This window comes from Paenirhodobacter sp. (assembly GCF_047600745.1).
Lineage (GTDB): Bacteria > Pseudomonadota > Alphaproteobacteria > Rhodobacterales > Rhodobacteraceae > Rhodobacter.
The window spans coordinates 56,122-78,762 of sequence record NZ_JASGKI010000001.1 but is presented as its reverse complement, the minus strand read 5'-3'; the positions used below and the strand labels follow the sequence as shown (position 1 = coordinate 78,762).

Below are 22,641 nucleotides of genomic sequence, written 5' to 3'. Positions count from 1 at the left end.
GGGAGGATATCATGACAGTGACCGACAGCCCGCGCACGGCGTCGGTCCCGGCGGATCTGCCCGACGCGATGGAGCGTCTGGCGCGGGATCTGGGGCCGGGGCCCTTCGCGCATCTGTGCCTTTTCGTCAGTCCGGGCGCCGATCTGGCCGCGCTGTGCGGGCGCGCGGCGCAGCTTTTCCCGCGTGCGACGATCTGCGGCTGCACCACGGCGGGGGAGATCACGGCGCAGGGCTATGACGAGGGGCAGGCGGTGGCCTTCGCCCTTCCGGCGGGCGGGTTCGAGACCGAGGTGCTGGTGTTCGAGCGTATCGACCGGCTGGACGCGCGGCAGGTGGTGGCGGATCTGCTGCGGGCGCGGCAGGCGCTGTCGCTGCGGGCGGCGCATCTGCCGCATGAATGCGCGGTGCTGTTGGTCGACGGGCTTTCGGGGCAGGAGGACGGGCTGGTCGCGGCGCTGTCCGGCGCGCTTGGCGCGGTGCCGATGGCGGGCGGGTCGGCGGCGGATGGCGGACAGTTCCGGCGCACGCTGCTTTATGCCCATGGCCGGGTGATGGAAAATGCGGCGGCGCTGGTGCTGATCCGTAGCCGGGGCGCGGTGCGGCCGTTCTCGCTCGACAACCTGAATCCGACCCCGGTCTGCATGGTGGTGACCGAGGCCGATCCCGCGCGCCGCATCGTCAGCCGGATCAACGACGAACCGGCCGCGCGGGAATATGCCCGGCTGATGGGGGTGGCGCCGGATCTGCTTTCGCCCTTCGTCTTTGCCGCGCATCCGGTGATGGTGCGCGCGGGCGGGCGGCATCATGCGCGGGCGGTGCAGGGGGTGCAGGCGGACGGGTCGCTGCTGTTCTTTTCCGCGGTGGCGGAGGGGCTGGTGCTGACGCTGGCGGCGCCGGGGAATATGGCGGATCACCTGCAACAGGAACTGACGGCGCTGGCCCGCAATGGTGCGCCCTCGGCGATCCTCGGGTTTGACTGCCTGTTTCGCAAGATCGACGCCCAGGGGCGGCAGCAGGTGCGCGACATTTCGGACATTCTCGCGCGGCACCGGGTCAGCGGCTTTTCGACCTATGGCGAGCAGATCGGCGCGATGCATGTGAACCAGACGCTGACCGGTTTCGCGTTCTACCCGCCGGGGGTGGTGCCATGACGGGGCGGCTGGCGCAATCGCTGGTCAGCCCGGATGACAGCCTCGCGCGGCAGAACGAAAAGCTGCGCGTCATCGCCGAGGCGCTGATCCGCCATGCCGAGGAAACCCGCGCGGAGAGCGGCAGCGCCTATGCCCATTTTCAGCGCGCCGCGATGCTCGAAGATCAGGTCCGCGAACGCACGCGGGATCTGGAACGCGCGCTCGACCTGCTGAACGTCTCGAATGCGCAGCTCGCGCAGGCCAACCGCGAGACCGAGGCCGCGCGGCAGAACCTCGCCGCCGCGATCGAGACGGTGCAGGAGGGCTTTGCGCTGTTCGATTCGCACGACATTCTGGTGATGTGCAATTCGCGCTTCAACGTGCTTCTGTCCGATATCCGGCACCGCCTGCTGCCGGGGCTGCATTTCCAGGACTATCTGCGGATCGCGGCCGAATCGCGGCATCTGGGCTTGCCCGAGGGGATGACCGCCGCCGATTGGGTGGCGATGCGCGCGGCGCGCCACAGCAGCCATCATTTCATCTTGACGCAGCAGATGGGAGGGGACCGCTGGGTTCAGGTTTCCGAACACCGCACGCAGGACGGCGGCACGGTGATCCTTCAGACCGAGGTCACCGACCTGATCCGGCGCGAGCGGGCCGAGCGGGGGCGGATCCTCGACGATCAGGCGGAGATCCTGCGCGCGACGCTGGAACATCTGAAGCTGGGCGTCTGCGTCTTTGATGCGCGGCTGGAGCTTCTGGCGTGGAACGGGCGGCTCGCGGATTTCCTGACGCTGGCGCGGACGCGGCTGCGGCAGGGGATGCGTTTCGACATGCTGCTGGAACAGGTGCGAGACCAATTCATCTTTCCGAACGGGCTGTCGGCCTATCGTCTGGCGGATTGGGTGCGGCGGGTGCGCCGGCGCGATCACCTGCAAATCGAGGTCACCCGCGAGGGCGGGCAGGTCTATGAGATCTTCGCGCAGGAACTGCCGGATGGCGGGTTTGTGCTGTCGCTGAGCGACATCACCGCCGAGCGTGCCGCGCTACAGGCGCTGTCGCGCGCGAACGAGACGCTGGAAGCGCGGGTGATGGAGCGGACGCTGGAACTGGAGGACGCGTTGCAGCGGGCGGAGCGGGCGAATGCCTCGCGCTCGCGCTTCGTTGCGGCGGCGAGCCATGACCTGCTGCAACCGCTGTCGGCGGCGAAGCTCTATCTGGCCTCGCTGGGGGATGATGCGCTGACGCCGGGGGCGCGGGCGACGCTGGGCAAGGTGCAGGGCGCGCTTGGCTCGGTCGAGGGGATTCTGGGCGCGCTGCTCGATATTTCCCGGCTGGAATCGGGGCGGGCGGCGGTCGATGTCGGGCCGGTGGCGCTTGGCCCGATGTTCCGGGCGCTGGCCGACGAATATGCGCCGCTGGCCGCGCAGAAGGGGCTGGATCTGCGGATCCGTCCGACCGATGCGGTGGTGCTGTCGGATCGCGCCTATCTGCGGCGGATCTTGCAGAATCTGGTGTCGAATGCGGTGCGCTATACGCAGCGGGGCCGGGTGCTGATTGCCGCACGCCCGCGCGGGGCGCAGATTCTGGTCGAGGTGCGCGATTCCGGCCCCGGCATCGCCGATGAGGATCAGGATCTGATCTTCCGCGAATTCCACCGGGTGGATGCCCATGCCTCGGCCTCGGAGGGGATGGGGCTGGGGTTGGCGATCGTGGACCGGGCGGCGGCGCTGCTTGGCCATCCACTGTCGCTGCGCTCGTGCCGGGGGCGGGGCTCGACCTTCGGGGTTCATCTGACGCGGGCGGCGGGGCAGCCGCCGCTTGATGCGGGGGCGGTCCCGGCAGAGCCGTTTGGGGCCGAGGAGGCGGAGCTTCTGGTCCTGCTGGTCGAGAATGATGCGGAACTGTCGCGTGCCATGGTGCAACTGCTGGAGAAATGGGGGGTGACGGTGCTGGATGTCGCCTCTGCCGAGGAGGCGCTGGAACTGGTCGCGGCGACGGGTGTGGAGCCGGACCTGTGCCTGATCGACTATCAGCTGGGCGAGGGGATGGACGGGCTCGATGCCCTCGCCGCGCTGCGCGACCGGCTGGGCCCGGTGCAGGCGCGGATCGTCACGGCGGATCGCTCCGAGGCCCTGCGCCAGCGCGCCGGGGAGATGCAGGTCGGCATCCTGCCGAAGCCGATCCCGACGGCGGAACTCGCCGGGTTGCTGGCAACGCTGCGGCGGGGTGGCTAAAGTATTGTATCCACGCGGTTTCGGGCGCCACGGGAAATCTTCGCGCGGAAAAGTGAAAGTTTTTTCACAGGGCGCTTGACGGCATCGCCCCCCCCGCGTAAACACCCCACACGCCCGGATGGCGATCCGGGAAAGGGAAGAGCGGTTGTAGCTCAGTTGGTTAGAGTACCGGCCTGTCACGCCGGGGGTCGCGGGTTCGAGCCCCGTCAACCGCGCCACTTCCCTCTGGATCGCCCGGGCCTGACGTGCGGTTGTAGCTCAGTTGGTTAGAGTACCGGCCTGTCACGCCGGGGGTCGCGGGTTCGAGCCCCGTCAACCGCGCCACGTCTCCTTTATCCAGTGCTTGCCCGGACAGGGGCCTTCGCCTATACGGAGCTTCCGGAAAAGGAGCCCGCCATGAAGGACCAGTTGGACGTCAGGAGCCTGATCGACACGATGGGGGCCGCCGCGCGCGCCGCCGCCACCGAACTGTCCTATGCACCAGCCGAGGCCCGGGCGCAGGCGCTGAACCATGCCGCCGATACGCTTTGGGAGCGCCGCGCCGAGGTGATCGCCGCGAATGGCGAGGATATGGCCTATGGCGCGGAAAAGGGCCTGAGCCCGGCGATGATGGACCGGCTGATGCTGGACGAAGGCCGGGTGGCAGGAATCGTCGCCGGGCTGCGCGCGGTTGCGGGGCAGCCCGATCCGCTGGGGCAGGTGATCAGCGAATGGGACCGGCCCACCGGCCTGCATATTCAGCGCGTGCGCACGCCGATTGGCGTGATCGGTGTGATCTACGAATCGCGCCCGAACGTGACGGCGGATGCCGGGGCGCTGTGCCTCAAATCCGGCAATGCGGTGATTCTGCGCGGCGGGTCGGAGAGCTTTCATTCCTCGCGCGCGATCCATGCCTGTCTGGTCGAGGGGCTGCGCGCGGCGGGCCTGCCGGAGGCGGCGGTGCAGCTCGTGCCCACGCGGGACCGGGCCGCGGTGACGGAGATGCTGCATGCGGTCGCGCATATCGACGTGATCATTCCGCGCGGGGGCAAGGGGCTGGTCGGCCTGGTGCAGACCGAGGCGCGGGTGCCGGTCTTTGCCCATCTCGAAGGGATCTGCCACATCTATGCCGACGGCGCGGCGGATCCGGAGAAGGCGCGCCGGGTCGTGCTGAACGCCAAGACCCGGCGGACCGGGATCTGCGGCGCGATGGAATGCCTGCTGATCGACCGGGCTTTCTACGACAAACACGGGCCGGTTCTGGTCGAGGATCTGATCCGCGCGGGGGTCGAGGTGCGCACCGAGGGCGATCTGCTCAAGGTGCCGGGCACGGTGCCCGCCGCGCCCGAGGATTTCGGGCGTGAGTTCCTTGATATGATCTGCGCGGCGCGGATCGTCGATGGGGTGGATGGCGCCATCGCCCATATCCGGCGCTACGGCTCCAGCCATACCGAATCAATCCTGACCGAGGATGACGCCACGGCGGAGCGTTTCTTCAGCCGGCTCGATTCGGCGATCCTGATGCGCAATGCCTCGACCCAGTTCGCCGATGGCGGCGAGTTCGGCATGGGCGCCGAAATCGGCATCGCCACCGGCAAGCTGCATGCGCGCGGGCCGGTGGGGGCGGAGCAACTGACCACGTTCAAATATCTGGTCACCGGCGACGGCACCTGCCGCGCCTGAGCGGATCAGTAGGTGATGGAGACGGATGTTTCGCCGATGTCCCAGGCGAGCGTCCGGCCCATGGCCCGCGCCTCCCGCGGGAGAAGGGCGAACTGCACCTGCGCCGGGCTGACCTCGCTCTGCATGCCGTCCAGATTGGCCCAGAGGGAGGGATCCTCCTTCACGCGCAGCGTGGTGCCGCGGATCATCCATGTGCCCGATCCGTCGGGCGCGTCGGAGTCGATCGTGATTTCGCCGCCGCGCGGCATCGCGGGTTCGAGGCAGAGCACCGCGAGGCAGGCGAGCTTCACCATCTGCCGGGCGAAATCACCCTCCGCGCGCCAGTCGATCCGCAGCCGGTTGCCCTGCGAAAACTGTGTCATCAGCGTTGCGATCTCCGGCTTGCCGATGCGCTGTTCACCCGAGCGCCCGAAGGCCAGCCGGAAGAACTTGATCCGCGAATTGGCCGCTGCCACGCTTTCCGCGATGAGCTGCAATTCGGGGCTTGGCGTGCCGGTCGTCATCGTGAGCAGTTCGACCCCGTTGCCGATCGCGCCCAATGGGCTGATAAGGTCATGGCAGAGTCGCGACCCGACAAGCGCCACGAGATCTTCTTCCGGGAGGGTTTCAGCAAGCATGGGTCTTTCCGAGGCAGAGGACAGGATGAACGAATTTCTCGAACCGGGCATGCTGGTCCGCAATCCCATGGCGCCGGACTGGGGCATTGGGCAGGTGCAGTCGCGGATCGGCGACAGGATCACGGTCAATTTTGAACATGCGGGCAAGCAGGTCCTTGATGGGCGGCGGGTTCAACTCTCTCTTGTTATTTCGGACCAAAGTTGACGTTTGGTTAACGTGATTGTTAAATGTATTGAAACAATTACGCAATCATCACCTCCGCAATTGCATCGGCGCAGCGCACTGCCTTAAAACAGGGCAGTGAACGGGACGGTAGGGATGACGCCTGAAGCACCTTTGATCGAAGTCCGGCTGGCGCGGGATTCTCGCGATCTGATGGCGTCGCAGCGGCTGCGCTATCGCGTTTTCGTCGAGGAACTGGGCGGCGACGGGCCGATGGTCGATCACGCGCGCCGGTTGGAGGCCGACGAATTCGATCCGGTCTATGACCATCTGATCCTGGTGGATCCCGCGCGCGAGGCGGAGGGAATCGACTATGTTGTCGGCGCCTACCGGCTGCTGACCTCGGAGCGGGCGGCGGAATTCGGCAGGTTCTATTGCGATACGGAATATGATCTGGCGCCGCTGCGGGCTTCGGGGCGCAGGCTGCTGGAGCTCGGGCGCTCCTGTATCGCGGCGGAACAGCGCGGCGGGGCGGGGATGCTGCTTCTGTGGAACGGGCTCGCGGATTACGTTCTGGCGCGGGGGATCGAGGTTCTGTTCGGCGTGGCGTCCTTCCATGGTACCGATGTTGCGGCGCTGAAGATGCCGCTGTCCTGGCTGCATCACCATCACCTCGCGCCCGAAGCGATGCGCCCGCGGGCCTTGGCTGATCATTTTCAGGCGATGGATCTGGTGCCCGCCGAGGCGCTCGACCGGCGGCAGGCGCTGGCGGGGATGCCGAATCTGATCAAGGCCTATCTGCGGTTGGGCGGTTTCGTGGGCGAGGGCGCCTATATCGACCGGGCCTTCAATACCACCGATGTGCTGCTGCTGATGGACACCACGGCGATGTCGGAAAAGCATCGCGATTTCTACGCCCGCCGGTTCGAGGCGCGTTCGTGACGACCTGGTACGGCGATCCGCCCGCGCCTTTCCGGCGGTTGCGGGGGGTGGACTGGCTACGGATCGGGCTGCGCGGCGGGGCGTTGGTGGGGGTGATCCTGTTCGGGCTGATCGCGATGCTGATCCTGCGGCCGTGGTCCGGGCGGGTGGTGCAGGGGGTGTGCCGGGTCGCGCTGCCGCTCCTGGGCCTGCGGTTGCGGTGCAGTGGGGCGCCGATGCGGCACTCCGGGGCGCTGGTGGCGAATCATGCGTCCTGGCTGGATATTTTCGCACTGAATGCCTGTGTGCCGGTGCAGTTCGTGGCCAAGGCCGAGGTGGCGGGGTGGCCCGGTATCGGTGCGCTCGCGCGGGCGGCGGGGACGCTGTTCATCCGCCGCGACGCGCGCGACGCCCGGGTGCAGCAACGCGCGATCGAAGACCGGATCCGCGCAGGGCATCGGCTGGTGGTCTTCCCCGAGGGCACATCGAGCGACGGGCGCCGGGTGTTGCCGTTCAAATCCACGCTGTTTCAGGCGTTCTTCGCGGGTGAGGTGGCGTGGATTCAGCCCGTGACGCTGATTTATCGGGCGCCGCAGGGGCAGGATCCGCGCTTTTACGGCTGGTGGGGGGATACCGGGTTCGCGCCGCATCTGGCGCAGGTGCTGGCCTGTCCGGGCGGCGCGGTCGAGGCGATCTTTCACCCGCCGCTGCGCGTGCGCGATGTCGGGACGCGCAAGAACCTCGCCGCCCTGTGCGAGGCCACGGTGCGCGCGCCGCTGGATCAGGCCCTGTCGCGGTAGTGGCGGAACACGAACAGGCGGATGGCGGTCGCGAGCCCGGTATCCGTGCCGCGCGTTTCGTCGATCTCGGTCACCAGCGCACTGACCCCGATGCCCCGGTCCCGCGCGATGCCGCGCAGCCCGTTCCAGAAATCGGGCTCCAGCGAGACCGAGGTCCGGTGCCCCCGCAGCGTCAGCGAATGTTTCTCGGGCCGGGTCACGGGGTTTCGTCCCGGCGATGCGCGTCGAGGGTCTGACGCGCCTTTTCGGCCTCCGCCTCCTCGCGCTGACGCTGTGCCCTGGTCCGGCCGAATTTCGCGGCATTGGCATCCGCCTCCTGACGCGCCTGCGCCCGGGCCTTCTGCTTGCGAAAACGGTTCAGGTTGGTCACGTCAGCCATGTCGCAGCATCGCCGATTCAGCCGCGGATTTCCAGTGGTTCCCCGGGATTTGCGCGATGCGGTTGCAATTCGGGGGAGGGTGGCCTTTCCTGTCGGAAATCATGCGAGGAGTGCGGAGATGGCAGTGTTGCAGCCGGTCGGACCCGGGGACAGGGCGGATTGGGAAGCCCTGTTCCGGGGATATGCGGCGTTTTACCGGGTCGATGCGCGGGCGGCGGAGGAAGCGGTCTGGGGCTGGATCCAGGATCCGGAGGAGCCCTATTGGTCGGTGATCGCGCGGGATGAGGCGGGCAGGGCGCTTGGGCTGGTGCAATATTCGCTGATGCACCGGTCCTTGTCCGGGGCGCAGACCGTCTATCTGTCGGATCTGTTCACGGTGCCCGAGGCGCGGGGCAAGGGTATCGGTCGGCTGCTGATCGACCATGTGCGGGAGTTTGCGCGGGAGCGAGGCTATCCTTCGGTGCGCTGGCTCACGCAGGAGGGGAACGCGGCGGCGCGGGTGTTGTATGACAGTTATGCGCCTGCGACCGGGTTCATCCTGTATTCCGTCGCACCATAAGGAGAAGGGCGGCCAGGGCCGCCCTTCACGCCTTTCCTCTCGGACGAGATCAGTCCTTCGGACCGATCATGTCCTCGGGCCGGACGATCCGGTCGAAGGTTTCGGCATCGACATAGCCAAGGGCGATGGCTTCTTCCTTCAGCGTGGTGCCGTTCTTGTGCGCGGTTTTCGCGACCTTGGTGGCGGCATCATAGCCGATGGTCGGCGCCAGCGCGGTGACCAGCATCAGCGATTCCTTCATCAGCTTGTCGATCCGGACGGTGTTCGCCTTCGTGCCCACCACCATGTTGTCGGTGAAGGAGCTGGCCGCATCGCCCAGAAGCTGGATGGATTGCAGGACGTTGTAGCTCATCATCGGGTTGTAGACGTTGAGCTCGAAATGGCCCTGCGACCCGGCGAAGCCGATGGCGGCGTCATTGCCCATGACATGGGCGCAGACCATGGTCAGCGCTTCGGCCTGGGTGGGGTTGACCTTGCCCGGCATGATCGAGGAACCGGGTTCGTTTTCCGGCAGGATCAGTTCGCCCAGACCCGAGCGCGGGCCGGAGCCGAGCAGCCGCAGGTCGTTCGCGATCTTGAACAGCGAGGCGGCGATGGTCTTGAGCGCGCCCGAGTAGAACACCATCGCGTCATGGGCGGCGAGCGCCTCGAACTTGTTCGGCGCGGTGATGAAGGGCAGGCCGGTGATCTTTGCGATTTCGGCGGCGACCTTCGCGTCATAGCCCTTGCGAGTGTTCAGGCCGGTGCCGACGGCGGTGCCGCCCTGCGCGAGTTCGTAGATATGGGTCAGCGCGAGCTTCACCCGTTCGATCCCGCGGTCGACCTGCGTCGCGTAGCCGGAGAATTCCTGGCCCAGCGTGAGCGGCGTCGCATCCTGCGTATGCGTCCGGCCGATCTTGATGATGTCCTTGAATTCCTCGACCTTGGCCCAGAGCGCCTTCGACAGTTTCTCAAGGCCGGGGATCAGCACGTCGCGCGTATGGGTGCCGATGGCGACGTGCATCGCGGTCGGGAAGGTGTCGTTCGACGACTGGCCCATGTTGACGTGATCGTTCGGGTGGACGGGCTTTTTCGAGCCCTTCACGCCGCCGAGGATTTCGATCGCGCGGTTCGAGATCACCTCGTTCGCGTTCATGTTCGACTGCGTGCCGGAGCCGGTCTGCCACACCACCAGCGGGAAGTTGTCGTCGAACCTGCCGTCGATCACTTCCTGCGCGGCTTCCTGGATCGCCTTCGACAGCTCCGGCGCCAGATCGCCCTGCGCTTCGTTCACGATCGCGGCGGCCTTCTTGATGGTGCCGAGCGCGCGGATGATCGGCACGGGCTGCTTTTCCCAGCCGATCGGGAAATTGATGATGGAACGCTGCGTCTGCGCGCCCCAATACTTGTCGGCGGGAACTTCGAGCGGACCGAAGCTATCGGTCTCGGTGCGGGTCGCGGTCATCAGGGCCTCCGTGAAAACCTGGGATGGCAAGGGTTCTAGGGCGGCGGATGGGTGATTGCAATCGCTATGGTGGGTTCGTATGCGATGGTATGCCCTGCGTGAATCCGGGGGCGGGATCGTGCGGCGAAGGCTTGGGGGGAACCGATGCGGAGATGGATCCTGGCGGCCGCCATGGGCATGTTATGCCCGGCGGTCTGGGCGCAGGAACGGGCGCCGGATTACGCGGCGATGATGGCCGAGGCCGCCTGGGACTGGCAGCCGGGTGATCTGATCTTCCGCAACGGGGTCAATGACCTGGACGAGGCGATGAGGCGCAGCTTTGGCCTGCGATGGGCCACGGTCGGGATCCTGCGGCCCAGCAGCGGCGGACCCCGGGTGATTCATGTCGATCAGGCCGCGGGGGTGACGGAGGATATGCTCTACGATTGGGTCGCGGGGCTGTCGCCGGGGGATTATGCGGTTTACCGGCCAAAGGATCTCAATCCGGATTACGACCCGGAGGCGGATCTGATGACCGTCGGGCCGCTGGGGCGCTTCGCCTTGTTCATCGCGTATGGCGCGGCGCAGGACGATCAGTTCCTGTTCGGGAACGGGGCGTTCTACGGCGCGGAACTGGCCTATGAGAAGCGCGCTGAATGCCGGGATCGTCCTCGGGGCGCCGCAACGGCTGGGCCGGTTGGTGGATGGCCCACGGGCCCTTGAACCGCAGTTGCGCAGGCGTCTCGAAGCGCACCGATATTGCCAATACGACGTGTCGTTCGGCACCTGTTGGGAGACGCAGCTGCGCAACCTGTCCATCGTCACCCCCGACAGCCTGATCGCATCGGGGGCGCTGCGGCAGGTCTATCCCTGACCGGGGTCAGGTTTTGCGGAACTGATCGAGGCTGACAACCTGCGCTTCGCCGCGGGGCTTGTCGTCGGGCGGCGGCTCATCGCCGTCCTCCTCTTCGTCATCGTCCTCGTCATATTCCTGCGTCTCGAACCGCAGGCCGAATTCGACCGAGGGATCGACGAAGGTATGCACAGCATCGAAGGGGATATAGAGCGGCTCCGGAGAATTGCCGAAATTCAGCGTGATTCCAAAGCCGTTGTCGTCCACCGCCAGATTCTCGAACCAATGCTGGATGACGATCGTCATCTCCTCCGGATAGCGGCCATGCAGCCAGTCGGCCATCTGCACCCCCGGGTGATGGGTGTCGAAGGTGATGAAGAAATGGTGAGCCCCGGGCAGGCCGTTCTGCGCGACATCTGTGAGCACGGTCTGAATCAGGCCGCGCATGGCCCGATGCATCAGGTTGCCGTAATCTATATTGCGCGTCATGTGAGCGTCCCTTGCCGTTTCGTGCAGCATAGGAGATTTGTCGCGCAAGGGAAGAGGCTGCGGCCCGGGATGTGAAAGGGATTGAACGTGCTGGCGAGTCTCTTTGTCGCAGCCTTTGCGGCGGCGACCCTGCTTCCGGCGCAGTCGGAAATCCTGCTCGCCTTCATCCTCGCGCGGGGGGAGGGGGTTGTCCTGCCGGTGGCGGTGGCGACGGTGGGGAATGTGCTGGGGTCGTCCGTGAACTGGGCGCTTGGCCGGTATCTGCTGCGGTTTTCCGGGCGGCGCTGGTTTCCGCTGAAGGGCGCCGCGCTCGACCGGACGACGGGCTGGTATCGCCGCTATGGCGCCTGGAGCCTGCTGCTGTCCTGGGTGCCGGTGATCGGCGATCCGCTGACGCTTGTCGCCGGGGTGCTGCGCACGCCACTGCCACTGTTCCTGATGCTGGTAACGCTGGCAAAGGGGGCGCGCTATGTCGCGGTGGCGGTGCTGATGGGGTGAAGGTGCAGGATTCTGTTGCCAGGCTCCTGCGGGCCCCGCCTGAAGCGGCTAAGCCTCAGGACTTAAGTTTTGGTTTTGCGAACTGCTTACGCAGCCAGCGCCACCGGAGCACGGTTGTCATTGGCAACTATCATGCTTGCACCGATAACGGTGGTAGCTCACCGGGACAAAGTAAGACCCTTTCGCTCCCTGTCGATCCTATTTCACCCCCATGCGCCCCCAATGATGGGAATATTGGTGGAGGTGTCGGCTTCGCAGCCGAGTCCAGAAAAGCTATTACGATCCCCGTTTATGTCCATAGTTCCGAGGAACACCCCATACATAATGGACGCGGGCGGCTTGTCAACGGCAGGCGGTGAAAATGCCCTGGGGTCGGCTGCGGCTTGCGGCGCGATGTTGTGCGGAGGGCAAAGACCTGTGCCGCGCCCAAGGCGCGAGCGACGCTGCGCAGGCAGGGAGGCGAGAGCAGCGGCGGTGATGGGGCCCGACCGAGGGCGCTGCGACGGGGGAACGGAGGGCGCCCCGGGCCCTCTCCCCGACAGTCGCGCGCCGGGGGGATGTGGCCGCGTTCCCGGCGTTTCGCCTCTTGGAGAGAGGGCTTCTCGGTGGTCCCCTTAAAAGGGGCGTGAACGGTGCCCTGTCGCAGATCCATCGAAGGGGTGCCACCCCATCGGTGCTTGCCGGGCGGGCTATGGGCCACCCCGGCTTCCGGCGCTCCGCAGGGGGCGCCGGAAACGGTTGTCCGGTTCAGAACCCGGCCTTGATCTTCTCGAACTCGGCCAGCTGGCGTTCGCGCAGTTGCGGATCGTTCGGCACCTGCGCGAGGATCGGCGCGTCGATCGGGCCAAGACCCTTTTCGAGCTTCTCTTCCTCGGGGATCAGCGCCATGCCCTTCGTGTTGGTCAGGCCATAGCCGATTTCGTCCACCAAGGCCTGGGCCGCCTCGGGCCGGATCCAGGAGTTGATGAAGTCATAGGCATTGTCTTCCTTGCCGGGGCCGTCCTTCAGGTTGACATAACCGCAGAAGAAGGTCGAAGACCCCTCCTTCGGCTCGCGCTCGAAGGCGATCGGATAGCCGTCCTGCCGGACGTAGTTCACCCCGTCGTTCCACGACCAGGCGATCAATACCTCGCCCGAGGCCATCAGCTGCGCCTGCGCCGAAGGGTCGGCCCAATAGCTTTGCACGTTCTTGTGCGCCTCGCGCAGCCAGGCGGCGGCGGCTTGGAACTGCTCCTCGGTGACATTGGTCCAGTCGGTCACGCCGGTCGCCAGATAGGCCAGCGCCCAGACGTCATCCGACGAATTCGGCAGGGAGGTGCGCCCCTGATATTTCGGATTGACGAAGACCTGCAACGTCTTGACGTCCTCAGCCGGGACTTCATCGGGGTTGTAGGCGATCGCGGTCACACCCCAGTCGGTCGGGATATACCACACGCCGCCTTCGTCCGCGAAAATCTTGGAATCCTTGAAGCTCGGGTCGATGTCCGCATAGGCCGGGATCCGGGAGACGTCCCACGGCTCGATCAGGCCCGCGTCGCGGTATTTCGACACCATCTGCGAACAGGGATGGGCCACGTCCGCCTTGAAGCCCGAAGCGAGCTTCTGATAGGCCTCGTCGTCATCGCCGTAGAAGGAATAGGTCGGCGCATCGCCGTGTTTTTCCTGATAGGTCTGGAACAGGCCCGGAACCTCGAAACCGGCCCAGTCGAACACCAGCAGATCCTTGTCGGCCGCGCGTGCCGGCAGGGTAAGGGCAAGGACGGCGGCGCCGGCCAGGAGAAGGGCTGTTTTCGTCATCTTTGAAACGTGATCCTGTGTGAGGCGAAGGCTTCGGAGGAAGGCTAGACCGGCCGGGGCCGCGCCGACAAGCGGTTTGTCATGCCGGGGCCGCATTTCGGCGGTTTCCGGGGGCACTTGCTCAACCCCCGGGCAAAATTCCGTAAGGTCAACGGCTTGCCCGCCGTGCTGCCTCTCGGGTGTCCGGGGCGGCATGGTCTTTCTGGCCGGTGCGCTTTCCGTTATGGTCACGGCGTGAATTGGCTGGCGGGGTGCTGGCCGTGAACGGGACCGGGCGGGACATTGGGCGATTACCATTTCTTTTACGGCACCTTGTGCCATCTGCCGCTCCTGGCGCGTGTCGCGGGGCGGCAGCTTGACGCTGTGGCCGCGGAATTGCCGGATTACGCGGCGCGGATCGCCTGCGATGGGCGGGGCGCGCTCAGCTATCCGCTGATCGTTCCCGCGTCGGGCGAGCGGGTGCCGGGGCTTCTGGTCGAACTGGATCCGGAGACGGCGGCGCGGGTGGATTTCTACGAAATGGGCTTCACGCCGAAGACCCTGACGGTGCGGCATGGCGGTGGCGAAACCGCGGCGCGCACCTATGTTCCGGGCGCGGGGCTGACCCCCGGCGAGCCTTGGGATTTCGCGCGCTGGCGGGCGCAGTGGGGCGATGTCGTGACCGAAGCGGCGGCGGAATTCATGGCGCTGCGGGGGCATTCCCCGGCGCAGGCCGCATCGGCGCGCTATCCGCGTATTCTTGCGCGGGCGGCGTCGCGGCTGCGGGCGCGGGTGCCGGGGCCGCACAGCCTGCGCCGCGACTGTGCCGAGGGCGACGTGCAGGTCGAGGCGATGGAAACCGGCTATGCCAAATTCTTCGCGGTCGAGGATTACACCCTGCGCCATCGCCGGTTTTCCGGCGGCATGATGGGGCCGATCATCCGCGCGGCCTTCGTGTCCTCGGATGCGGCGGTGGTGCTGCCCTATGATCCGGTGCGCGACCGGGTGCTGTTGATCGAACAGTTCCGCGCCGGGCCGATGGCGCGCGGCGATGCCAACCCCTGGCTTCTGGAGACGGTGGCGGGGCTGGTGGACGGCGGCGAGACGCCCGAGGAAACCGCGCTGCGCGAGGCGGGCGAAGAGGCGGGTGTGGCGATTTCGCGGCTGGTGCCGGGGCCGTCATGCTATGCCTCGCCGGGGGCGAAGACCGAATATCTGTATACCTATATCGGGATCGCGGATCTTCATGATGGCGCGGCGCGACCGGGCGGGCTGGAGGCCGAGGGCGAGGATATTCGCCCGCATCTTGTGTCGTTCGAGCGGATGATGGAATTGCTCGACACGGGCGAAATCGACAATGCGCCGCTGGTGATTCTGGCGCTGTGGCTGGCGCGGCATCGCGCGGCGCTGCGGGCCGGGGCTTGAGGCCCGCGCGCGGGCGGACTAACTGTTGCGGAATCCGGACGAAGGAGCGGGACATGAGCATTCACAAGGATCTGGCCGCGGCGGTGGGGAACACGCCGCTCATCCGCCTGAAGAAGGCGTCGGAACTGACCGGCTGCGAGATCCTCGGCAAGGCCGAGTTCATGAATCCCGGCCAGTCGGTCAAGGACCGCGCCGCGCTGTTCATCATCCGCGACGCGATCGCGAAGGGGCAGTTGAAGCCCGGCGGCACCATCGTCGAGGGCACGGCGGGTAACACGGGGATCGGCCTTGCGCTGGTCGGCGCGTCGATGGGCTTCCGCACCGTGATCGTGATCCCGGAAACGCAAAGCCAGGAAAAGAAGGACATGATCCGCCTTGCCGGGGCGGAGCTGGTGCAGGTTCCGGCGGCGCCCTATTCCAACCCCAACAACTATGTGCGCTATTCGCAGCGGCTGGCCGAGGCGCTGGCGAAGACCGATCCGAACGGGGTGATCTGGGCCAATCAGTTCGACAATACCGCGAACCGGCAGGCGCATGTCGAAACCACCGGGCCGGAGATCTGGGCGCAGACCGGGGGCAAGGTCGATGGCTTCATCTGCTCGGTCGGCTCCGGGGGCACCTTCGCGGGCACCGGGCTCGCGCTGCAACCGAAGGGCGTGAAGATCGGGCTGGCGGATCCGGACGGTTCGGCGATCCACAACTATTACGCCCATGGCACGCTGAAATCCGAGGGCACTTCGATCACCGAGGGCATCGGTCAGGGCCGGATCACGAAGAACCTCGACGGCTTTACCCCTGACATGAGCTTCAACATCCATGACAGCGAGGCGCTGCCGGTGGTGTTCGACCTGCTGGCGGAGGAGGGGCTGTGCGTCGGCGGGTCGTCGGGCATCAACGTCGCGGGCGCGATTCATATGGCGCGCGAAATGGGGCCGGGGCATACCATCGTCACCGTGCTGTGCGACTACGGCACCCGCTATCAGTCGAAGCTGTTCAACCCCGAGTTCCTGAAGCCGCGCGGCCTGCCGGTGCCGGAATGGCTGGACCGTCCGGCCCGCGACCTGCCCGAGGTTTACGAGGGATGATTTCCCGGCTTATCCGCCTGTGCGCGGTCGTGCTGTTCCTTGCGCTGCCGGTGGCGGCGGAGGAGGCGCAGGGGCCGGATTACGACGCCTGGTCGAAGGCCGCGACCGCGGCCGAGGAGACGGTGGCCGAAGCCGCGGCCTCCGATGACCAGTTGATCGCGCTGCGGGCGGAGATGGTGAAATGGCGCACCGCCTTTACCACGGCGCAGACAGCGAATGCCGATCCGATCGAGACGGTGAAGAACCAGATCGCGGCCCTGGGCGATCCTCCCGCCGAAGGAACGGCGGAGGATCCGGCGATCGCCGACCGGCGCAAGCAACTGACCGATGCGCTGGCGAAATTGCAGGCGCCGGGGATCGCGGCGGGCGAGGCGGCGAGCCGCGCCGACGGTATCGTCCGCAACATCGACAAGATTCAGCGCGACCGGCAGGCGGACAAGCTGCTGCGGCTGTCGCCCTCGCCGCTGAATCCGGTGAACTGGACCGAAACCGGCTCCATGCTCTACTGGATGAGCCGCTGGATCTATGACGAGACCGAGTGGCGGTTCCAGCAGCCGGTCAATATCAACAACATGCGCAACAACGCGCCGCTGATCGCGGCGCTGGTGGCGGTGTCGGCCTTCCTGATGCTGCGCGGCAGCCGCTGGATGATGGCGCTGGCGCGGCTGGTGCTGGGCAAGCTGGCGCTGCGGGGCAGCAGCCTGGTCACGGGGTTCGTGTCGATCGGGCAGGTGGTGCTGCCGGTCGTGGGGGCGCTGCTGCTGACCAATGCGCTGCGGCTGACGACGCTGTTCGGCCCGATCGTGATGCAGTTCTACGTCCTGCTGCCCGCGCTGATGTTCGGGCTGCTGGCGATGTGGTGGCTGGGCAACCGGATCTTCCCGCCGAACGAGGGCGCGCCGAGCGCGCTCGGGTTCAGCAGCGATGGCGCCGCCGAAGGGCGGCTCCATGTGCTGATGCTGGGTCTGGCGGCGGTGCTGCATGCGCTGGTGACGGAATGGATCGCGCCCCGGGCGGAGGATTTTCTGGGCGGCTCGGGGCGGATCGCCGCCGACAAGGCCCGGCAGATCGCGGAGAACGCCGAGGCGGCGCTGACGGTGGTCGAGGCGCTGCTGGTGCTGTTCGCCGGGATCGCGCTGTTCCGGCTGGGGCAACTCATCCGGCGCCAGCTCCGCCTGTTGCAGGCGCAAAGCGAGGATGCCGTCTTCCGCATGAACCTGATGCGAGGCGTGGCGACCATCGTCATCATCGTCGGCGTCGTCGCCCCGGTGCTGGCACTGGTGGGCTATATCGCGGCGGCGAATGCGCTGGTCTGGCCGACGATCCTGACGCTGGCGCTGATCGCGCTGATCGCGGTGCTGCAAAACTATTTCGCCGAGGTCTATTACGTCGTCACCCGGTCCGAGACCCGGGGCGAGGCGCTGGTGCCGGTGCTGATCGGGCTGCTGCTGACGCTCGCCGCGGTGCCGGTCGGCGCGCTGATCTGGGGCGTGCGGCCCGAGCAGCTGAGCGACCTGTGGTTCGAGTTCCTCTCGGGTTTCCAGGTCGGCGGGGTGAAGATTTCGCCCGGCGTGTTCCTGACCTTCGTGGTGATCTTCGTGATCGGCTACACGGTCACGCGGCTGTTGCAGGGGGCGTTGCGCTCGACGATCCTGCCGAAGACCTCGCTCGACCGGGGCGGGCAGAACGCGATCGTGGCGGGGGCGGGCTATGCGGGGATCTTCCTCGCGGCGCTGCTGGCGATTTCGATCGCGGGGATCAACCTCGGTTCGCTCGCCATCGTCGCAGGGGCGCTGTCGGTCGGCGTCGGTTTCGGCTTGCAGACGATCGTGCAGAACTTCGTCTCCGGCATCATCCTGCTGGTGGAGCGGCCGATTTCCGAGGGCGACTGGATCAACGTCGGCGGGCAGCAGGGGATCGTCCGGGCGATCTCCGTCCGCGCGACCCGGATCGAGACCTTTGACCGGTCCGAGGTGGTGATCCCGAACGCGACGCTGATTTCCGGCACCGTGACCAACCTGACGAAGACGAACAAGAACGGCCGCGTCACCGTCAAGGTCGGTGTCGCCTATGGCACCGATACGCGGCGCGTGGTCGCCATCCTCAAGGAGATCGGCGAAGGCCATCCGCTGGTGATGCTGAACCCCGCCCCGGCGGTGCTGTTCACCGAGATGGCGGCGGACAGCCTGAACTTTGAACTGCGGGTGATTCTGTCGGATGTGAATTTCGGCAGTTCGGTGCAGACCGAATTGAACCACCAGATCATCGAACGCTTCACTGCGGAGGGAATCGAGATCCCTTTTGCGCAACGCGACGTCTGGCTGCGCAATCCGGAGACGCTGGCCCTGGCGATGCGGGCCACGGTGCCGGAGGAGGAGACGGAGCGCGCGGCGCCCGTCCCGCAGCCGGAGCCGTCCGAAGCAGCCCCGCCGTCCGTCCTGTCGGACAATGACGGCGAAGAGGAAGAGGAGAAGGAGCGCCGCTGAAGAGCGGTGCCAGTTTAGCAACAGTCTCGTCTCGATCCCGGTCAATAATTCCGAAACGAATTGAAGCGATGATCCCACGACGTTACGGATAGCGAAAATTCAGGGCCTGGGGGCCTGACTGGAATGGTGATTGTCATGCGCGACGCTGGGATGCGTGTTCTTCTTTCTTTTTCGTTTATGGTCGGGGCAGGAGCGGTCTCTGCGGGCGGCTATAGCCCGGCGCCGGTCGAACCTGCGGCGGTTTCTGCCGTGGTGCAGGATTGGAACGGGGCCTATGTCGGGGCGACCCTCGGCTATGCCTTCGGCGCCGACGACCGCATCGGCTTGGCCTACAATGGTGTCGTCCATTCGACGGGCGAGAACTTCAAGCTGCACGGGCTCAATGGTGGCCTGCGGCTGGGTTACCGCACGCAGATCAACCGCTGGGTGTTCGGGCCGGAGCTTTCGATCGAGGGTGGCAGCGTGAAGGATTCCTTCGACCGCTCTGCCTACGATGAAGATTTCGACGAGACCGATTGGGCCAACGGGAAGACCAAGCTCAAGCACATGGCCGCGCTGCGGCTCAAGGCCGGCTATCTGGTGAATGACAAGACCCTGTTCTACGGGATCGCGGGCGTTGCAAAGTCGAAATACGATTACAAGCTTGCCGAGGGCACCGATGCTGACACGGACTTCCAGCTTGATCGCGACTTTTCGCGCACGGGTTATGTCGTCGGCCTCGGGGTCGAACGTAAATTGACGGAACGGGTCTCGCTGACCGCCGAATATGAATATGCGAATTTCGGCAAGAAGGCTCTGGCGGGCGATTTTGGCGTCATCACGCAGGCGACGCCGAAGTTCAGCAATATCAAGATCGGCGTGAACTTCTCTTTCTGAGCGCCTTGTCAGGGGATAACGAACAGGCCGCCGGTTTTCCGGCGGCCTGTCGCGTTCCGGGCCCTATGGCGATGGCCCGAACCTTGCGGGTCGGTCCGACTCTCGCGGGTGAAGCCCGGGTGATCAGAGGGCGGAGTGAGGCCCTGCGACGTCGGCCTGTGAAATCCGGGCCTCGCGGCCCGGAGCCGGGTTCAATGCGCCGGAGCGTGGTCCCAGTCTTCGCGCTTCGGCAGTTGCTCGAACGTATGTTCGGGCGGCGGGGAGGGCAGGGTCCATTCCAGCGTATCGGCATATTCGTTCCAGTAATTCGCCGCCATCACGCGCCGCCCCGCGAACAGGGTGTAGGCCATGACGCCGAGGAAGAACAGGAACGAGGCGAAGCTGATGAAGGCGCCGATCGAGGAGACCTTGTTCCAGAAGGCGAAGGGCTCCGGATAGTCGATGAAGCGCCGGGGCATCCCCTGCCGCCCAAGGAAATGCTGCGGGAAGAAGATCATGTTCGAGCCGATGAACATCGCCCAGAAATGCACCTTGCCCGCCCATTCCGGATATTGCCGCCCCGACATCTTGCCGATCCAGAAGTAGATCCCGGCGAAGATCGCGAAGACCGCGCCCAGCGACATCACATAGTGGAAATGCGCCACGACATAATAGGTATCGTGATACACCCGGTCGAGCGGCGCCTGAGACAGCACCACCCCCGTCACCCCGCCGATCGTGAACAGGAACAGGAAGCCGAAGGCCCAGAGCATCGGCGTCTTGAATTCGATCGAGCCGCCCCACATCGTGGCGATCCAGCTGAACACCTTCACCCCCGTGGGCACGGCGATGACCATGGTGGCCATCATGAAATAGCTCTGCTGCGTCAGGCTGAGCCCCACCGTATACATGTGGTGCGCCCAGACGACGAAGCCCAGCACCCCGATCGCCACCATCGCATAGACCATCGGCAGATAGCCGAAGATCGGTTTGCGCGCGAAGGTCGCGATCACATGGCTGATGATGCCGAAGCCCGGCAGGATGATGATGTAGACCTCCGGATGGCCGAAGAACCACAGGATATGCTGATAGAGGATCGGATCGCCGCCGCCTGCGGGCTGAAAGAAGGACGTGCCGAAATTGCGGTCCATCAGCAGCATGGTAATCGCGCCCGCGAGCACCGGCAGGCTGAGCAGGATCAGCCAGGCGGTGACGAACACGGACCAGGCGAAGAGCGGCACCTTGTGCAGCGTCATCCCCGGCGCGCGCATGTTCAGGAAGGTGGTGATGATGTTGATCGCGCCCAGGATCGACGACGCCCCCGAAACATGGACCGCGAAGATCGCCAGATCCATCGCATAGCCGCCTTCGGAGGTGGAGAGCGGCGGATAAAGCACCCAGCCCACCCCCGCGCCATGGCCCCCGCCGCCACCCGGCGCGAACAGCGACGCCACGCCAAGCGCCACCCCTGCCACATAAAGCCAGTAGCTGAGGTTGTTCATCCGCGGGAACGCCATGTCCGGCGCGCCGATATGCAGCGGCAGGAAATAGTTGCCGAATCCGCCGAACAGCGCCGGGATGACGACGAAAAACATCATCAGCACGCCGTGATAGGTGATCATCACGTTCCACAGATGCCCGTCCGGGGTGCAGTCGGCATCGGATGCGAAGAGCCGCGCGCCCTCCTGGCACATGTATTGCACACCCGGATTCATCAGTTCGAGCCGCATGTAGACCGTGAAGCCGACCGAGATCAGCCCCACCAGCGCGGCGGTGAACAGGTAAAGGATGCCGATATCCTTGTGATTGGTGGACATGAACCAGCGGGTGAAGATCCCCCGCGCATCATGTGCGTCGCCGTGAACGGCTGCGTTTGCCATGCCGACCTCCCTAGCCAGTGCTGAACGCTTGTGAGGACGCCCCGCGCCCTCCCAAGCGCGGATCGTTCCGGTCAGCCTAGGCAAGAAAATCCCATCCGGCAACGGCTTCGTTGGTCGCAATGGACAAGACCCGGCGCGGGGCCGGGTCTTTGACGTCGCGATGGTGGCGCGATCAGGGTTTGACCGAGGCCAGATAGGCCGCGATGTCCTCGCCGCCCTTGGGCAGCTTGAAGGTCATTTTCGAGGCCCCTTCGCCGCCATGGGTGTCGATGAATTTCGTCGGGTCCTGGACATATTCGGCGATCAGCGGCTCGTCCCAGACGAGGCCCGCATCCTTGGCCCTGGTGATGCCGTCGCCGTATTTGAAGCCATCGACCGAGGCGGCGGGGCGCCCGACGACGCCATAGAGGTTCGGCCCGACCTTGCCGCCCTTCTGGATCACCGTGCCGTCATCGGCGGTGATGGTGTGGCAGGCCTTGCATTTCGAGAAGAGTTTCGCGCCTGCCTCGGGATCCCCGGCGAAGGCGGGGGCGGCAATGGTAAGCGAGGCGGCGAGAGTGGCGAACAGGCTGGTCTTCATCGCTATTTCCTTGGACGTGGCGTCTTGGGACCGGTCTAACCGGCTGCATCCCCATGTAACATGTCGGTCTTCGCCGCGTCACGGATTTCTGCCCCCGCATCCCCCGTTTGCCCGAAAATCGAGACGAATGTCCTATGCAGGGCAGTATCGAGATCCGCCATCGTCACCGGCAGGCCGAGATCGACAAGGCTCGTCACCCCGTGGTCGCGAATCCCGCAGGGCACGATGCCGGAGAAATGGCTCAGATCCGGTTCGACATTGATCGAGATGCCGTGATAGCTGACCCAGTGCCGCAGCTTGATGCCGATCGCGGCGATCTTGTCCTCGGCCACTGCGCCGGTGATGTCGCGCGGCTTGTCCGGGCGCTGCACCCAGACGCCGACGCGGCCATCGCGGATTTCGCCCTTCACGTTGAATTCGGCCAGCGCCGCGATCACCCATTGCTCGACCCGGCGCACGAAACAGCGCACGTCGCGGCCGCGCCGGTTCAGGTCCAGCATGACATAGACCACGCGCTGCCCCGGGCCGTGATAGGTATATTGCCCGCCACGCCGCGATTTGTAGACCGGGAAGCGGTCGGGATCGACCAGATCCTCGCGCCGGGCCGAGGTTCCGGCGGTGTAGAGCGGCGGGTGTTCCAGCAGCCAGATCGCCTCGTTCGCGGTGCCGGCGGAAATCGCGGCGACGCGCTCTTCCATCAGGGCGACGGCCTTTTCATAGGGCACGGGCTGGTCGGAATGGATCCATTCGGGCATGGCGGGCTCCTTTTGGGGTGCCGTGGGGTTACGGGAGAACGGCGGATGCCTCAAGCGGGTTCTTGCGC

The 22,641-nt window shown here is 65.9% G+C and carries 23 protein-coding genes, 2 tRNA genes and 1 other RNA gene; 16 read left to right on the top strand and 10 right to left on the bottom strand.

What is annotated here, in order from left to right; genetic code table 11:
- Window positions 1–11: 11 nt before the first annotated feature.
- The 5 genes from QM789_RS00450 to QM789_RS00430 all read left to right on the top strand — a co-directional run bounded on the left by QM789_RS00450 (window position 12) and on the right by QM789_RS00430 (window position 5,029).
- Window positions 12–1,151 (top strand): FIST N-terminal domain-containing protein, encoded by a 1,140-nt coding sequence (locus QM789_RS00450; protein ID WP_420350033.1) that lies wholly within the window; start codon window positions 12–14, stop codon window positions 1,149–1,151.
- Complete coding sequence (locus QM789_RS00445; RefSeq protein WP_420350032.1) at window positions 1,148–3,367, top strand: PAS-domain containing protein; 2,220 nt, start codon at window positions 1,148–1,150, stop codon at window positions 3,365–3,367. The genes QM789_RS00450 and QM789_RS00445 overlap by 4 nt, the downstream gene beginning before the upstream one ends.
- Window positions 3,368–3,508: 141 nt before the next feature.
- Window positions 3,509–3,585: transfer RNA gene (locus QM789_RS00440), tRNA-Asp, on the top strand.
- A 29-nt stretch (window positions 3,586–3,614) separates the two neighbouring features.
- Window positions 3,615–3,691, top strand: a tRNA-Asp gene (locus tag QM789_RS00435).
- Window positions 3,692–3,763: 72 nt separating this feature from the next.
- The gene (locus QM789_RS00430; RefSeq protein WP_420350031.1) at window positions 3,764–5,029 is read left to right on the top strand and encodes a glutamate-5-semialdehyde dehydrogenase; all 1,266 of its coding nucleotides are present in this window, start codon (window positions 3,764–3,766) and stop codon (window positions 5,027–5,029) included.
- Window positions 5,030–5,034: 5 nt separating this feature from the next.
- Here QM789_RS00430 and QM789_RS00425 read toward each other — a convergent pair whose 3' ends face one another.
- A complete protein-coding gene (locus QM789_RS00425) occupies window positions 5,035–5,646 on the bottom strand; it encodes a histidine phosphotransferase family protein (RefSeq protein WP_420350030.1) in 612 nt (203 codons plus the stop codon).
- A 25-nt stretch (window positions 5,647–5,671) separates the two neighbouring features.
- Between QM789_RS00425 and QM789_RS00420 the strand changes: the two genes are divergently transcribed.
- The 3 genes from QM789_RS00420 to QM789_RS00410 all read left to right on the top strand — a co-directional run bounded on the left by QM789_RS00420 (window position 5,672) and on the right by QM789_RS00410 (window position 7,530).
- The gene (locus QM789_RS00420) at window positions 5,672–5,851 is read left to right on the top strand and encodes a DUF3553 domain-containing protein (RefSeq protein ID WP_420350029.1); all 180 of its coding nucleotides are present in this window, start codon (window positions 5,672–5,674) and stop codon (window positions 5,849–5,851) included.
- 114 nt (window positions 5,852–5,965) lie between these two features.
- Window positions 5,966–6,751, top strand: coding sequence for a GNAT family N-acetyltransferase (locus QM789_RS00415; RefSeq protein ID WP_420350028.1), 786 nt, complete (start codon window positions 5,966–5,968; stop codon window positions 6,749–6,751).
- Window positions 6,748–7,530, top strand: coding sequence for a lysophospholipid acyltransferase family protein (locus tag QM789_RS00410; RefSeq protein ID WP_420350027.1), 783 nt, complete (start codon window positions 6,748–6,750; stop codon window positions 7,528–7,530). The genes QM789_RS00415 and QM789_RS00410 overlap by 4 nt, the downstream gene beginning before the upstream one ends.
- On the opposite strand, the gene QM789_RS00405 is transcribed toward QM789_RS00410, so the two are convergent.
- Window positions 7,512–7,730 (bottom strand): ribbon-helix-helix domain-containing protein, encoded by a 219-nt coding sequence (locus QM789_RS00405; RefSeq protein WP_420350026.1) that lies wholly within the window; start codon window positions 7,728–7,730, stop codon window positions 7,512–7,514. The two genes, QM789_RS00410 and QM789_RS00405, sit on opposite strands and share 19 nt — an antisense overlap.
- Window positions 7,727–7,909: a DUF4169 family protein gene (locus QM789_RS00400; RefSeq protein ID WP_420350025.1), complete on the bottom strand. Its 183-nt coding sequence runs from the start codon at window positions 7,907–7,909 to the stop codon at window positions 7,727–7,729. Before QM789_RS00400 ends, QM789_RS00405 begins: the two co-directional genes overlap by 4 nt.
- Before the next feature lie 118 nt (window positions 7,910–8,027).
- On the opposite strand from QM789_RS00400, the gene QM789_RS00395 reads away from it, so the two are divergent.
- A complete protein-coding gene (locus tag QM789_RS00395) occupies window positions 8,028–8,468 on the top strand; it encodes a GNAT family N-acetyltransferase (RefSeq protein WP_420350024.1) in 441 nt (146 codons plus the stop codon).
- Window positions 8,469–8,517: 49 nt separating this feature from the next.
- Here QM789_RS00395 and fumC read toward each other — a convergent pair whose 3' ends face one another.
- Complete coding sequence (fumC, locus tag QM789_RS00390; RefSeq protein WP_420350023.1) at window positions 8,518–9,912, bottom strand: class II fumarate hydratase; 1,395 nt, start codon at window positions 9,910–9,912, stop codon at window positions 8,518–8,520.
- 144 nt (window positions 9,913–10,056) lie between these two features.
- Here fumC and QM789_RS00385 point away from each other — a divergent pair, with 144 nt between their 5' ends.
- Both QM789_RS00385 and QM789_RS00380 read left to right on the top strand, forming a co-directional pair.
- Window positions 10,057–10,614, top strand: a complete 558-nt coding sequence (locus QM789_RS00385) for a hypothetical protein (RefSeq protein ID WP_420350022.1) — start codon at window positions 10,057–10,059, stop codon at window positions 10,612–10,614.
- A gap of 7 nt (window positions 10,615–10,621) precedes the next feature.
- Window positions 10,622–10,765, top strand: coding sequence for a hypothetical protein (locus tag QM789_RS00380; protein ID WP_420350021.1), 144 nt, complete (start codon window positions 10,622–10,624; stop codon window positions 10,763–10,765).
- A 6-nt stretch (window positions 10,766–10,771) separates the two neighbouring features.
- Here the strand turns inward: QM789_RS00380 and QM789_RS00375 are convergent, their stop codons facing one another.
- A complete protein-coding gene (locus tag QM789_RS00375; protein WP_420350020.1) occupies window positions 10,772–11,233 on the bottom strand; it encodes an SspB family protein in 462 nt (153 codons plus the stop codon).
- Window positions 11,234–11,314: 81 nt separating this feature from the next.
- Here QM789_RS00375 and QM789_RS00370 point away from each other — a divergent pair, with 81 nt between their 5' ends.
- Window positions 11,315–11,731 (top strand): YqaA family protein, encoded by a 417-nt coding sequence (locus tag QM789_RS00370; protein ID WP_420350019.1) that lies wholly within the window; start codon window positions 11,315–11,317, stop codon window positions 11,729–11,731.
- Window position 11,732: 1 nt separating this feature from the next.
- Here the strand turns inward: QM789_RS00370 and ssrA are convergent.
- Window positions 11,733–12,081: a transfer-messenger RNA gene (gene ssrA / locus QM789_RS00365) on the bottom strand.
- A gap of 397 nt (window positions 12,082–12,478) precedes the next feature.
- Window positions 12,479–13,528: an ABC transporter substrate-binding protein gene (locus tag QM789_RS00360; protein ID WP_420350018.1), complete on the bottom strand. Its 1,050-nt coding sequence runs from the start codon at window positions 13,526–13,528 to the stop codon at window positions 12,479–12,481.
- A 282-nt stretch (window positions 13,529–13,810) separates the two neighbouring features.
- Here QM789_RS00360 and QM789_RS00355 point away from each other — a divergent pair, with 282 nt between their 5' ends.
- From QM789_RS00355 to QM789_RS00340, 4 genes are all read left to right on the top strand, one after another.
- A complete protein-coding gene (locus tag QM789_RS00355; protein WP_420350017.1) occupies window positions 13,811–14,932 on the top strand; it encodes an NUDIX domain-containing protein in 1,122 nt (373 codons plus the stop codon).
- 53 nt (window positions 14,933–14,985) lie between these two features.
- On the top strand, window positions 14,986–16,017 hold the full coding sequence (locus tag QM789_RS00350; RefSeq protein WP_420350016.1) for a cysteine synthase A: 1,032 nt from the start codon (window positions 14,986–14,988) through the stop codon (window positions 16,015–16,017).
- Window positions 16,014–18,503 carry a DUF3772 domain-containing protein gene (locus QM789_RS00345; protein WP_420350015.1) on the top strand — a complete coding sequence of 830 codons (2,490 nt, stop codon included), beginning with the start codon at window positions 16,014–16,016 and terminating at the stop codon, window positions 18,501–18,503. The genes QM789_RS00350 and QM789_RS00345 overlap by 4 nt, the downstream gene beginning before the upstream one ends.
- A gap of 135 nt (window positions 18,504–18,638) precedes the next feature.
- Window positions 18,639–19,379 carry an outer membrane protein gene (locus tag QM789_RS00340; protein WP_420350014.1) on the top strand — a complete coding sequence of 247 codons (741 nt, stop codon included), beginning with the start codon at window positions 18,639–18,641 and terminating at the stop codon, window positions 19,377–19,379.
- A gap of 191 nt (window positions 19,380–19,570) precedes the next feature.
- On the opposite strand, the gene ctaD is transcribed toward QM789_RS00340, so the two are convergent.
- The 3 genes from ctaD to lipB all read right to left on the bottom strand — a co-directional run bounded on the left by ctaD (window position 19,571) and on the right by lipB (window position 22,627).
- Window positions 19,571–21,238, bottom strand: coding sequence for a cytochrome c oxidase subunit I (ctaD, locus tag QM789_RS00335; RefSeq protein ID WP_420350013.1), 1,668 nt, complete (start codon window positions 21,236–21,238; stop codon window positions 19,571–19,573).
- Window positions 21,239–21,410: 172 nt separating this feature from the next.
- Entirely contained in the window at window positions 21,411–21,818 is a 408-nt protein-coding gene (locus QM789_RS00330) for a c-type cytochrome (protein WP_420350012.1), read from the bottom strand.
- 35 nt (window positions 21,819–21,853) lie between these two features.
- On the bottom strand, window positions 21,854–22,627 hold the full coding sequence (gene lipB / locus QM789_RS00325; protein ID WP_420350011.1) for a lipoyl(octanoyl) transferase LipB: 774 nt from the start codon (window positions 22,625–22,627) through the stop codon (window positions 21,854–21,856).
- Window positions 22,628–22,641 lie beyond the last annotated feature (14 nt).

What these genes read in the sequence shown, in the direction of transcription:
- QM789_RS00360 (WP_420350018.1), bottom strand. Translation starts at nt 13,528, where the DNA reads ATGACGAAAACAGCCCTTCTCCTGGCCGGCGCCGCCGTCCTTGCCCTT.
- fumC (WP_420350023.1), bottom strand. Translation starts at nt 9,912, where the DNA reads ATGACCGCGACCCGCACCGAGACCGATAGCTTCGGTCCGCTCGAAGTT.
- QM789_RS00420 (WP_420350029.1), top strand. Translation starts at nt 5,672, where the DNA reads ATGAACGAATTTCTCGAACCGGGCATGCTGGTCCGCAATCCCATGGCG.
- QM789_RS00445 (WP_420350032.1), top strand. Translation starts at nt 1,148, where the DNA reads ATGACGGGGCGGCTGGCGCAATCGCTGGTCAGCCCGGATGACAGCCTC.
- QM789_RS00450 (WP_420350033.1), top strand. Translation starts at nt 12, where the DNA reads ATGACAGTGACCGACAGCCCGCGCACGGCGTCGGTCCCGGCGGATCTG.
- QM789_RS00345 (WP_420350015.1), top strand. Translation starts at nt 16,014, where the DNA reads ATGATTTCCCGGCTTATCCGCCTGTGCGCGGTCGTGCTGTTCCTTGCG.
- QM789_RS00340 (WP_420350014.1), top strand. Translation starts at nt 18,639, where the DNA reads ATGCGCGACGCTGGGATGCGTGTTCTTCTTTCTTTTTCGTTTATGGTC.
- ctaD (WP_420350013.1), bottom strand. Translation starts at nt 21,238, where the DNA reads ATGGCAAACGCAGCCGTTCACGGCGACGCACATGATGCGCGGGGGATC.
- QM789_RS00330 (WP_420350012.1), bottom strand. Translation starts at nt 21,818, where the DNA reads ATGAAGACCAGCCTGTTCGCCACTCTCGCCGCCTCGCTTACCATTGCC.
- QM789_RS00395 (WP_420350024.1), top strand. Translation starts at nt 8,028, where the DNA reads ATGGCAGTGTTGCAGCCGGTCGGACCCGGGGACAGGGCGGATTGGGAA.
- QM789_RS00400 (WP_420350025.1), bottom strand. Translation starts at nt 7,909, where the DNA reads ATGGCTGACGTGACCAACCTGAACCGTTTTCGCAAGCAGAAGGCCCGG.
- QM789_RS00350 (WP_420350016.1), top strand. Translation starts at nt 14,986, where the DNA reads ATGAGCATTCACAAGGATCTGGCCGCGGCGGTGGGGAACACGCCGCTC.
- QM789_RS00425 (WP_420350030.1), bottom strand. Translation starts at nt 5,646, where the DNA reads ATGCTTGCTGAAACCCTCCCGGAAGAAGATCTCGTGGCGCTTGTCGGG.
- QM789_RS00375 (WP_420350020.1), bottom strand. Translation starts at nt 11,233, where the DNA reads ATGACGCGCAATATAGATTACGGCAACCTGATGCATCGGGCCATGCGC.
- QM789_RS00385 (WP_420350022.1), top strand. Translation starts at nt 10,057, where the DNA reads ATGCGGAGATGGATCCTGGCGGCCGCCATGGGCATGTTATGCCCGGCG.
- QM789_RS00415 (WP_420350028.1), top strand. Translation starts at nt 5,966, where the DNA reads ATGACGCCTGAAGCACCTTTGATCGAAGTCCGGCTGGCGCGGGATTCT.
- QM789_RS00430 (WP_420350031.1), top strand. Translation starts at nt 3,764, where the DNA reads ATGAAGGACCAGTTGGACGTCAGGAGCCTGATCGACACGATGGGGGCC.